The following is a 10606-nucleotide window of genomic DNA, read 5'->3' as shown; positions in this document are numbered from 1 at the left end:
CCGCGCCACCGCGGCGCGAACCGGCGTCGGCCGCCGCGTAGCGCCCCAGCGTGGCGTCCGTGGCTGCCGCAAAGACATCGACCAACTGCTCCCGGTCGCGCCGGTTCAGGGGCTGGGGCCGCGCGATCGCCCGGCGAACCGACTCGTTGCTGCGGCCGGAGGTGTAGCCGAACGGTTCGACTTCGAGCGGGCGTCCGTCGAGGAGGAGTTGGACGCCGGAGTAGGAACGGACGAGGTCCTCGCCGGTGGACCAGGGCTGGCGCTCGGGCAGGGTGAACCAGAGGCTGGCGCGCCCACGGGGGAACACCCAGTCCATGGTCTGCTCGACGGTCATCGATCCGTCGGGATGGACAGTCGCCGTGGCGTCGATGGCGCTCACCTCGGACTCCACCGACAAGGGCGATTCGAGCCGTGGTTCGGCGCCGGCCACGCTCCCGGCGGGCAGTGCGGCGGCGACGGTGATCGTGTCTCCGACGGCTGCCTCGGAGCCGCTCAGGGTGGCGACCCCGTCGGCGAGGGCGGTGGCGCAGTCGCGGTCCCCGACGTAGCAGTGGGCCCGGGTGATGCCCTGGGGCGCGCGGACCGTGGTGGTGAACCGCTGGATGGTGGGCATGTCCTCGCTGGTGACATCCCAGTGCAGTTCGGGGACCCCGTCGAAGGTGCGCAGCGCACCGGCGATCTGGTAGCTGACCCGATAGGTCTGGGCGCGGCCGCGCACCGTCTGGTCCGGGTCGCCGATCCGGACCGCGTAGCCCGAGACACGGCCGGACGTGACGACCTCGAGCGTCCGGTCGGCCGGGGCGCCGGTCGGACTGGTGGTGTCGATCCGCGTGATGTCGTACACGACGCCGAGGGTGGGATCGGCGTCCCAGGCCTCCCGGGTCGCGATGGTCACGACGATGCCGTGGCGTCCGTCGCCGCCGAACACCCAGTCGTAGGTCTGGACGACGTCGACCGTCCCGTCGGCGTTGATCGTGTATTCGGTGTCGAGATTCCGGATGACGTCGGGACCCTCCGGCGCCCGCGCGCAGCCCGTGAGCCACCCCAGCGTCGCCAGCCCGGCGAGCAGCCCGGCGACCAGCCGGTGACGCGGGGTGCGCATTCGGCCACCCTAACCGGCCCGCCCGGGGCTGTGCCGAGTGGGGCCGCGGACCCGTAGTCTGGTGCCGACCGCAGCGAAGGAGCTTCCCATGGCCATCACCACCCTCCTGTTGGACGCCGACGGCGTCACCCAGCGCAACCGCGGCTTCCGGGAGGCGCGGGAGGCCCTCCTGCAGGGCAAGGTGACGCGCGACGAGCTGTTCGCCATCGAGGCTCGTTACCTGGCCGGCGGCGAGGGCTTTCGCGACGAACTGGCGGCGCTGTTCGCCGAGCGCGGTGTCAGCACGACCGCGGACGAGCTGCTGGATGCGTGGAGCGGGTCGGCCGTCGAGGAGGGCGTCTTCGAGCTGCTCGACGACGTGCGTGCGGCCGGGGTGAGGGTGTACCTCGCGACGAACCAGAACCCGGTCCGCGGGCAGCGGATGATCGACACCCTGGGCTACGAGGACCACACCGACGGCGCCTTCTACAGCTTCCAGATCGGCTTCGCGAAGCCCGACCAGGGGTTCTTCACGACCATCGTGGGGCGGCTGGACGCCGAGCCGGCGGAGTGCCTGTTCATCGACGATTCCGAGCCCCACGTCGTGGCCGCCCGCGCGGCGGGGCTGCAGGCCGAGCACATGATCCTCGACCGCGGCACGGGGTACCTGCGCTCGCTCATCGCGGCGCACGGGGTGGCTGTCTGAGCCTCGGGCTCGGCCTGCTGAGCGTCAGACGCGCGGCGGTGCCGGCGCCGGCACGCGCCCGAAGGACGCCGCCACCACGGGAACCGCCAGCGCGGTGATGATCGCCGAGAGGAGGTAGACGCCCGCGTACCCGAACGGCGTCGACGTGCCGGCCACGATGAGGGCACCCGACAGAATCGCCCCCACGCGGCCCGCGTTGGAGAACAGGGCGGTCGCGAGGCCGGGGCGGTCGATCATGCTCTGGAAGAGCGTGAGCCCGAGACCGGCGACGCACGCGTAGAACGACGCGTTGAGCACTTGGGCGAGGATCGCCGGCCAGATGCCGCCGGCCAACGCCATGACCGCGTAGTACGCGATGCCCGCGACGCATCCGGCCAGCATGATCCGGCGATAGGTGAAACGGCCTTCGAGCTTGCCCAGCGCCAGGAGCCCGGGGATCTCGACGAGCGCCGCGACGCCGAGGACGATGCCCGCCCACAACAGCGGCTCCCGCAGGGTCTCGGTGACGTACAGCGTCATCACCGAGACGCCCGCGTTGTTGGTGGCCTGCAGCAGCGCGAACACGATCATCACGGTCACGACCAACCCCCAGGGGACCGGACGCCCTCCGGCCGGATCGCCTTGCGCTGTGTCGGCGGTGGTGCCCGGATCGGCGGCGAGGGCAGCGGCGGCCGCGGTGCGGGGGTGGGCTCGCATCGCGAGGGCCGTGACGAGGTTGACGACGGCGACGATCGCGATCAGGATGAACGCCGCCCGGGGCCCGAAGCGGTCCATGACGAAGGTGGCCAGCGGCGGGCCGCCCACCCACGCGAACGAGACCGTCGCGCGGGCCTGCATGATGCGGTCGTTGGTCTCGCCCGAGTGCCGCATGAGCGCGAACAGCATGACGAAGCCGATGCCCGCGGGGGCGCCGAAGGAGACGAGGGCGGCGGTCGCGACCCAGAGCGACGAGGTGGCCGCCAACGAACCCACCAGCGCCAACGTGAGCACCGCCGCGATCACCAGGGGGGCGACGTAGTTCCGCTTCCGGTCGGCCAGGACCGGGATGACGGTGGACGCCACCAGCGCCGCGGTGTTGAAGACCATCAACACCGTGCCGACCTGGGCGTCGGTGGCGCCGTAGATCTCGACGAGCAGCAGCGCGAGGGCGGGCATCAGGAACGCGAACTGCAGCCCCCACGCGAGAGCGGCGACGAAGACCAACCAGAACGGCACGGCTGAAACGTTACGCCTGTGGGCGGCGGGCAGGGGTGTCGTCCGGCAATGCGAGGCCGGATTCACCCTCAGGCGCGCCCCGGGGCGCGGGCTGCGCGCAGCCGCTGGAGGTGGGGGTCGTTGACTGTGAAGCCGGCCTCACCCGGCGAGCGAGGCACCCCAGGCCCGGGCCCGGTCGAGTTCGCCGTCGGTCAGCACGGCGGGGCTGCCGGAGACGGTGAAACTCTCCCGCCCGCTGACGGTGGCTCCGAGGCGCCGCGCGCGCGTCGCGATCTTCTTCGCGGCCGATCCGGAAAAAGCGCCCGGCACGGCGGTGTCGAACGCGGCCACCCGGATGGCGAGGCGTCCGACGCCCCCCAACCACTCGGCCACGCCCGTCGCGGGGGCGCTGCCGCCATGGGCGACGGCTTGCCGGCGGGAGGCCGGGGTGGGTAGCCCGAGGTTGTGCGTGGGTGCCCCGATGACGACGAGGTCGTGGCTGGCGAGCGGGGGAGCGGATGCGGCGTCGCTGACAGTCGCGACGGCGCCCGCGGAGCGCAGGCCGGCGGCGACCGCGTCGGCGATCGCGGCCGTGTTCCCGAAGCAGGATTCGACGATGACGAGGACGTTCATGGCGATCAGGCCTTCCAGGCGGTGTGGTGGGCCCACACGGACTCCAGGGCGAGGGAGACCGTGGTCCAGGTGGTCCAGAAGGTGGCGAGTGCGGCCAGCGTCACGAGCACGATGGCGATGACCTGCCCCACCGAGCGCGGGCGGTCGGGAGCGAGGGGCCGCCAGACGACCGCGAGCAGCACGATCAGCAGCGCACCGGCGGCGATCGTGAGGTCGTCGGCGGCCTTAGCGTGCACGTAGGCGGTGGTGCGCAGGGCGTCGGCGCCGACCGTGTCCACGTAGGTGCGGTAGAGGTCGGAGCCCGCGGCTCCGGCCCAGATGCAGGTTCCCGCTGCGAGCGCGGCCGCGGCGAGGGCCGGCCAGCGGAGGCCGCGGCGGAGTCGGGGCGCGAGGGCGTAGAGCAGGGCGAGGACGGCGGCGAGCGGGGTGGCGGTCGCGGCGAGGTGTCCGGCGAGGGCGTGGATGGGCATGGGTCTCTCCAATCGGTATTTGGTATTCGGAATACCAAATGTCATGTGTCATACTAGCGCCATGCCCGCCGACCTGCACCTCAGGGGAAACCCCGGTCGCCGCCCGAGGCTCTCCGACGCCGAGACCGAGGAGCGCATGCTCACCGCGGGCGTTGAGTTCGTCCGGCAACACGGACTGTCGCTCAGCCTCGAGCACCTGAGCATGGAGGACCTCATCAAGGAGGCCGGCGTCTCGCGCACGTCCTCCTACCGCCGCTGGCCGACCAAGGACCAGTTCGCCGCCGACCTGCTGCTGCGCCTCGCTCGCGCGCCCATCACCTCCGACCTGGGCTACCTCGTCTCGGCGATCGAGGAGATCCCCGACGAGGCGTTCGCTCACCTCGACACCGAGCAAGGCCGCCTCGACGCCCTGGTCGAGGTGGAGCGGGCGACGATGGTCGCCGACTTCGCCGCCACGGTCGGTTCGCCGCGCTGGCAGGCCTACATCGTGCTGCGCGCGGCGCACATCGGTCTGCCCGAGGGGGAGGTCCGCACCCAGATCGCCGCCGCCCTGCGCGACACCGAACGCACGTTCACGCAGCGCCGGGCGCGCGTGTTCGCGACGGTCGCCGCGCTCCTGGGACGCCGCCTCCGTGATCCGGACGCCGTCGGCTGGGACGCCCTCGCCGACGCCGTGAGCGCCACGGTGACCGGGATGGTGGTGCGGGCCTGGTCCGACCCGGACGCCGTCACCGCGACCCGCCCGCTGGCCCCCTTCGGGACGAGCCGGGTCGCCGAGTGGAACACTGCCGGGCTGGCCGCGGCGTCCCTCTTCCTGGACGCCACCGAGCCCGACCCAGCCGTCACCTGGGACGACGCCCGCGTCGCGCGCTTGCGCGCCGCCCTCGCCGACGTGGCCGGCACCCTCGACGCGCTCTGGGCGGGGGCCACGGCTCAATCAGCCTCCTGACCGGGTCACCGACAGGACCAAACCGTCCTCGACCGAGCGTGCCCGGGTCACCTCGCCGCCCGCCAGTGAGTCCGGCAGCGCGAAGCGCCGCTGCTCGTTGCGGTAGGAGAGCACGAGGTCGCCCCCGTCCTGGGTGAGGGTGAGGTCAGCCTTGTCGGCGTACGGCAGGCGCAGGTGCAGCTCGTGACCGGCGTCGGTCTTCACCACGGTCGCGAACCGGCCCCGGTAGAACACGTCTGCCGGATCCACCCCCTCCGGGTAGAGCAGTGCCGCGACCGCGCGCAGCCCGTCCAATCCGCCGACCTCTGCCGGCTGCAGTTCGAGGGTGAAGACCGGCAGGTGCCCGAAGCTGGCGTGCACGAGCCGGACGCCCGCCGCGTGCGCCTGGGCCCACGGGGCGAAGTAGCCGGTGAGCGCGGCGTCCGGAAAGAGGCGGTTGAGGACGACCGCGTCGACGGTGAAGCCGTACATGGTCAGCCACGTGTAGGCGCGGCGGGCCTCGGCGATCACGATGCGCTCCGGCGTGGTGACCAGCCGGACGCTCACGCGGGCGTCGTCGCGCAGCAGGTCGCCGAGCCGGGTCAGCCGGTCCACCAGGGTCGTGACGTCGTCGAACAGCCGGTCCTCGGGCATGGGCACCGACGTGAGCTTCTCGACCGGCCCGCGCAGCACGCGGGCTGCTGCGCGTTTCATCGGCAGCACCCGTTCCAGGGCCGTGCCCAGCTTCTCCGGGTAGGTGAGCAGCGCGAGGCTCTCGCCGGTGGGGGCGCAGTCCACGACGAGCACGTCGTAGGCGTCCGCGTCGGCGTGGTCGAGGATGCGCAGCAGGCTGAACAGCTCACCCAGGCCGGGCAGCAGCAGCATCTCGTCGTTGGCGATCGAGTCGGTGTCCATGCGTGCCACGACACGTCCGAGGTAGGCGCGCAGCCGCGCCCACGCGCGGTCGTTCTCGGCGAGCGCGTCGATCTCGGCGGCGTCGAGGCGCTCGGTCACCGGCGTGGGCTCGTTGCGAAGCCGGAGCCCGAAGGCGTCGCCCAGCGAGTGGGCCGGGTCCGTGCTCAGGACGAGCACGCGGCGTCCCGACTCGGCCAGCCGCACGGCGGTGGCCGCGGCCGCGGTCGTCTTGCCGACGCCGCCCTTCCCGGTGAACAGCAGGATGCGCATGGCTCACTCCTCGATGTCGATGCGGTGGTTCGCTCGGGCGGACGCCCCGGGGTCGGACGCCGCCGGCGCCGGCTCGGCGAGCAGGTCCACGAGCAGGGCACGGGCCTCGCGGGCGATGGCGTCCAGGTGGGCGCGGGCGGATGCCGGCACGAGCGCCGTGACGGCCTGGTGCGCGTGGCGGCGGGCGAGGGTGAGATGGCGGATGGTCTCGGGGTTCACGATTCCTCCTCGTGGGTGAAGGTGATGGTCAGGACGCCGGCGTCCAACCGCGCGGAGGAGACGTCCGCGTCGAGGAGGGAGGCCGGCAGGGGGATGTTGCGCTGGACGCCGCCGACGCGGAGGGCGAGGTCGTGGCCGGCGCGGGTGAGTGTCAGGTCGTCGCGGGTGGCGTGCGGCAGCGGCAGGGTGAGGACGCCCCCCGCCTTCGTCTTGGCCCACGCCTCGCGCCGGGTGGGCCGGACGCCGAAGGCGTCGCTCCCCAGCAGGCCGGCGAGCCGGGCCACGTGTTCGGGGCCGTCGATGTCGCTCGCGAACCGGGGGATCCGGGTGCTGGGCACGTGGCCGAAGGCCGCCTCGAGGTCGGCGAGGTGGGCCGCCTGGGCGTCGATCCACGCGCCGAAGAACCCGTCGCCCACCTCCGCGGGGTAGAGCCCGTTCACGAAGACGTGGTCGACGGCGTAGCCGTAGAGGTTGAGAGCGAGGTAACTGCGTTTGTTCTCCTCCACGACCATCCGCTCGGCCTGCGTGACCAGCCGCACGGACGTGAGGTCGGCGTCCTTGAGCAGGTCGGTGATCGAGCGGAGCTGCAGGTAGAGGCGCTCGATGTCGTCCACGGCGCGCGCGTCGGGCAGGCGGACGCGCCACAGGCGCTCGGACACCGGCGCCAACACCCGGACGGCGACGCGCTCCAGGGGGAACAGGCGCTCCATCCACCAGCGCAGCAGTTCGGGCATCTGGAGCAGGGCGAGCGTCTCGCCGGTGGGGGCTAGGTCGAGGATGACGCGCGCGTAGCGCCCGCTGCGCACCAGTTCGTCCACCTTGAGCAGGTAGAAGAGGGGGTCGAGGCCCGGCACGTCGAGGACGGGGTCGTCCGGCCCGCGTTCGACCCCGACGAGGGCGGAGGCGACGGCGTCCACCACATGGGCGTAATCGTCCTCGCGGACGCGGACGGCGTCGATCTCGCAGATGTGGAGGTTCGGGGCGACCTCGCGCGGCGTCGGCGCGGGTGGGGTGCCGAAGAGGTCGCTGAGGTTGTGGGCGGCGTCCATGGACGCCAGGAGGGTCGGCTTGCCCTCGGCGGCGGAGGCCCAGGCGTGGGCCGCGGCGAGGGAGGTCTTGCCGACTCCGCCCTTGCCGGTGAGCAGGATGATGCGCTCGACCGCTCCTTCTGGGCGCGAATCGTTCGCGTAGCGAAGTTTGGCGCGTGGTGGCATGGGTGGTCCTTCTCTCAGGTCAATCGATGGGGATGCGGCGGGGTGCGGTGCGCGGAGCGGCCGGGGCGGCGTCCTCGGCGAGAACGCCGAGCACCCGGTCGAGGACGGTGAGAACGGCGTCCACCTGCTCGGCGGTGAGGGAGGACAGGACGCGGCCGGCGAAGTGCGTCCAGTCCAAGAGGCTGCGGCGGACGAGGTCGGCGCCGTCGGTCGAGAGGGCCACCACGACGACGCGCTTGTCGTCGGGGGAGTGGTGCCGGTCGACGAGCCCGCGCCGCTGGAGGCGGGCGACGACGCCGGTCGCAGTGTTGAGGGGGGCGTCCAGGTACTCGGCGACGTCGCTCATGCGCACCTCGCCGCGGCGGTGGAGCAGGAGGAGGGTGAGGAAGTCGTTGCGGGACAGATCCATCATCAGGCGCGTCCAGGCGTCGGCGGTGAGGAGGGTCCGGAAGCGTTCGGCGTAGTCGAAAAGGAGGTGCTGCGGGTCGGGCTGGGCGACCATGACGTCCTCCTCGTGTTCGTTCGAGAGTCGAAGCAAAAATGATTCTAGACGCGAAGTTTCGCGCCCGCAAGGAAGAATCCGGGCGGCTGCGCGGGAACCTACCCCAGCGGGCGTCCGATCTGGGACGGTGGAGCATGCGTATCGCACTCGCGTCCGACCATGCCGGCTTCCTCCTCAAGGGAGAGATCGCCGAGCTTCTGCACGAGCTGGGCCACGAGACCGTCGACTTCGGTGCGCCCAGCACCGACCCCGCCGACCTGCCCGACCACGTCTACCCGGCGGCGCTCGCCGTGGGCCGCGGCGAGGTCGACCGCGGGATCTTCGTCGACGGCGTGGGCTACGGCTCGGCCCTCATCGCCAACCGGATCGCCGGCGTCGACGCCGTCGTCTGCCAGGATCCCTTCTGCGCCCGCCTGGCCCGCGAACACACCGACTCGAACGTGCTCTGCCTCGGCGGGAAGATCATCGGGTCGGCCATCGCGCTCGAGATCGTGCGCGTCTGGATGACGACCGACTTCCTCAACACCGAGAAGTACATCAAGCGCGTCGACAAGGTGCGGGAGATCTCGAAGCGGCACCTCGTGCCTCTCGACCAACTCGGCTGAACGCCCGCGCGCCTCACAGGAACCGCACAGGAACCTCCCCGCATCCTCACCGGTGGGTGGCCCACCCTCAAAGGGAAGCACCGGACAGCCAGCCGGCTCCGGGCCACCACCACCGAGGAGTTCCCATGAAGCGCCACACGTTCCGCCGGGCCATCGCTGCCGCGGTCGCAGCCACCGCCCTGCTGGCGGGCTGCTCCGTGTCCACCGACCTCACGTCGGGCACCAGCGCGACCACCGTCCAGACGGACAGCTCGTCCTCGAGCGACACCGCCTGGACCACGATTTCGGCGTCCGTCATGTCCGCCACCACCGGCGCGAGCGTCGCCGACATCCTGGCCGCCAACGACGAGATCGCCGACGTGTCCACCGACGCCGACGACGCCGGCACCTACGACGCGAGCACGGCCACCACGATCACGCTGTCCGACAGCGGCTCGACGGTCGCGGGCACGGACGCCGCCGGCGTCACCGTCGACGGCTCCACCATCACGATCACCGCCGGTGGCACGTACGTGCTCTCCGGGACTCTCAGCGACGGCGAGATCGTCGTCACCGCCCCGGACGCCGAGGTGCGGATCGTCCTCGACGGGGCGTCCATCACGAACGCCGACGGCCCGGCCGTCAACGTGACCGACGCGGGTGAGCTGATCCTCGTGCTCGCCGAGGGGTCCACCAACACGCTCGCCGACGGGGCCACCTACGCCGACACCTCCGAGGAGGCACCCACCGCGACGCTCTACTCCTCCGACGATCTGACGATCACGGGCACGGGGGCGCTCACCGTCACCGGCAACAGCAACGACGCCATCTCCAGTTCGAACGGCATCGTCATCACGGGAGACACGAAGATCACCGCGACCGCGGTGGACGACGGCGTCCGGGGCAAGAACTACGTGGTCGTCGAGTCGGGCACGCTCAGCGTGGACGCCGGCGGTGACGGCCTCAAGTCAAGCGAGGACTCCGACGAGACCCAGGGCTTCGTGGCGCTGGGGGCGGCGTCCGTCACCGTGACCGCGGGAGACGACGGGATCGCGGCCGTGACCGACGTGACGGTCGCCGGCACCGACCTGACCATCACCGCGGGCGGCGGCTCGGCCAACGCCACGAGCGAGAACTCCGAGGAGGCGCCGAAGGGCATCAACGGGGGGGTCTCCGTGACCGTCGACGACGGCACGGTCGAGGTGGACGCCGCCGACGAAGGCATCCAGGCGGCCGCGATCACCGTGAACGGCGGGGTGGTGAACATCCACTCCGGCGACGACGGCATCAACGCGTCCAATGGCGACTACGTGATCGAGGGCTACGAGAACGCCGACTCCGAGTCGGACGACGGCTCGGTCGTCACCGTGGCCGGCGGCGTCGTGACGATCGACAACGTCAACTCCGACGGGCTCGACTCGAACGGTTCGGCGTACGTGACCGGCGGCCTGCTGATCGTCGAGGGCGCGCCGTCCTCGCCCGAGATGGCCGTGGACGTCAACGGCGGCACGACCACCGTCGGCATCACCGCCAACCTGACCGTCTCCGCCGGCGACACCGTCACGGTGACGGGGTCCGACGGGTCCACCCGGACCTACACCGCCACCGCGGACAGCAGCAGCCTCACCCTCGTGGGGCTCACGGAGGGGGTGAGCTACACCGTGACCGCAGGGTCGTCGTCCGCCACCGGCACCGCCGCGGCCCTGGCGACGTCCATGGGCGGCGGCATGGGAGGCGGCCAGATGGGCGGTGGGCGTCCCTGAAGCACCCAGCCCGTGTGACAGTTGGGGGCCACCCCCGTGCGACGGTTGGGGCTCACAAATGGGGCGCTACAGCGCCCTATTCGTGAGCCCCAACCGCCACACGGGGGCGGGGCGGGGACAGGTAGGG

The 10606-nt window shown here is 71.9% G+C and carries 11 protein-coding genes and 1 pseudogene; 4 read left to right on the top strand and 8 right to left on the bottom strand.

From position 1 onward, the window contains the following. The coding region (locus Q1K57_RS15350) for a DUF2207 domain-containing protein (protein WP_300084225.1) at positions 1-1102 on the bottom strand (1102 nt) is incomplete at its 3' end. Between the two features lie 88 nt (positions 1103-1190). On the opposite strand from Q1K57_RS15350, the gene Q1K57_RS15345 reads away from it, so the two are divergent. After that, positions 1191-1787: an HAD-IA family hydrolase gene (locus tag Q1K57_RS15345; RefSeq protein ID WP_300084223.1), complete on the top strand. Its 597-nt coding sequence runs from the start codon at positions 1191-1193 to the stop codon at positions 1785-1787. 24 nt (positions 1788-1811) lie between these two features. On the opposite strand, the pseudogene Q1K57_RS15340 reads toward Q1K57_RS15345, so the two are convergent. From Q1K57_RS15340 to Q1K57_RS15330, 3 genes and pseudogenes are all read right to left on the bottom strand, one after another. Next, positions 1812-3110, bottom strand: a pseudogene (locus Q1K57_RS15340) (MFS transporter); the annotation flags it as partial. Between the two features lie 30 nt (positions 3111-3140). Continuing rightward, the gene (locus Q1K57_RS15335) at positions 3141-3614 is read right to left on the bottom strand and encodes a flavodoxin domain-containing protein (protein ID WP_300084219.1); all 474 of its coding nucleotides are present in this window, start codon (positions 3612-3614) and stop codon (positions 3141-3143) included. 5 nt (positions 3615-3619) lie between these two features. After that, positions 3620-4084 carry a hypothetical protein gene (locus Q1K57_RS15330; protein ID WP_300084217.1) on the bottom strand — a complete coding sequence of 155 codons (465 nt, stop codon included), beginning with the start codon at positions 4082-4084 and terminating at the stop codon, positions 3620-3622. A 61-nt stretch (positions 4085-4145) separates the two neighbouring features. Between Q1K57_RS15330 and Q1K57_RS15325 the strand changes: the two genes are divergently transcribed. Beyond that, the gene (locus Q1K57_RS15325) at positions 4146-5033 is read left to right on the top strand and encodes a TetR/AcrR family transcriptional regulator (RefSeq protein WP_300084215.1); all 888 of its coding nucleotides are present in this window, start codon (positions 4146-4148) and stop codon (positions 5031-5033) included. On the opposite strand, the gene Q1K57_RS15320 is transcribed toward Q1K57_RS15325, so the two are convergent. The 4 genes from Q1K57_RS15320 to Q1K57_RS15305 are packed head-to-tail and all read right to left on the bottom strand — an operon-like array spanning position 5022 to position 8132. After that, entirely contained in the window at positions 5022-6197 is a 1176-nt protein-coding gene (locus Q1K57_RS15320) for an ArsA family ATPase (RefSeq protein ID WP_300084212.1), read from the bottom strand. The two genes, Q1K57_RS15325 and Q1K57_RS15320, sit on opposite strands and share 12 nt — an antisense overlap. Before the next feature lie 3 nt (positions 6198-6200). Beyond that, positions 6201-6416 carry a hypothetical protein gene (locus tag Q1K57_RS15315; protein ID WP_300084210.1) on the bottom strand — a complete coding sequence of 72 codons (216 nt, stop codon included), beginning with the start codon at positions 6414-6416 and terminating at the stop codon, positions 6201-6203. Beyond that, the gene (locus tag Q1K57_RS15310; protein ID WP_300084208.1) at positions 6413-7630 is read right to left on the bottom strand and encodes an ArsA family ATPase; all 1218 of its coding nucleotides are present in this window, start codon (positions 7628-7630) and stop codon (positions 6413-6415) included. Before Q1K57_RS15310 ends, Q1K57_RS15315 begins: the two co-directional genes overlap by 4 nt. A gap of 19 nt (positions 7631-7649) precedes the next feature. Beyond that, on the bottom strand, positions 7650-8132 hold the full coding sequence (locus tag Q1K57_RS15305) for a MarR family transcriptional regulator (RefSeq protein ID WP_300084206.1): 483 nt from the start codon (positions 8130-8132) through the stop codon (positions 7650-7652). Between the two features lie 134 nt (positions 8133-8266). On the opposite strand from Q1K57_RS15305, the gene Q1K57_RS15300 reads away from it, so the two are divergent. Together Q1K57_RS15300 and Q1K57_RS15295 are read left to right on the top strand one after the other, a co-directional pair. Next, positions 8267-8737 carry an RpiB/LacA/LacB family sugar-phosphate isomerase gene (locus tag Q1K57_RS15300; protein ID WP_300084204.1) on the top strand — a complete coding sequence of 157 codons (471 nt, stop codon included), beginning with the start codon at positions 8267-8269 and terminating at the stop codon, positions 8735-8737. A 125-nt stretch (positions 8738-8862) separates the two neighbouring features. Next, entirely contained in the window at positions 8863-10479 is a 1617-nt protein-coding gene (locus tag Q1K57_RS15295) for a carbohydrate-binding domain-containing protein (RefSeq protein ID WP_300084202.1), read from the top strand. Positions 10480-10606: the final 127 nt, after the last annotated feature.

Source organism: Propioniciclava sp., from assembly GCF_029977985.1.
GTDB lineage: Bacteria > Actinomycetota > Actinomycetes > Propionibacteriales > Propionibacteriaceae > Propioniciclava.
Note: the sequence above shows the minus strand (reverse complement) of the source record. Positions and strands in the feature narration are given on the sequence as shown.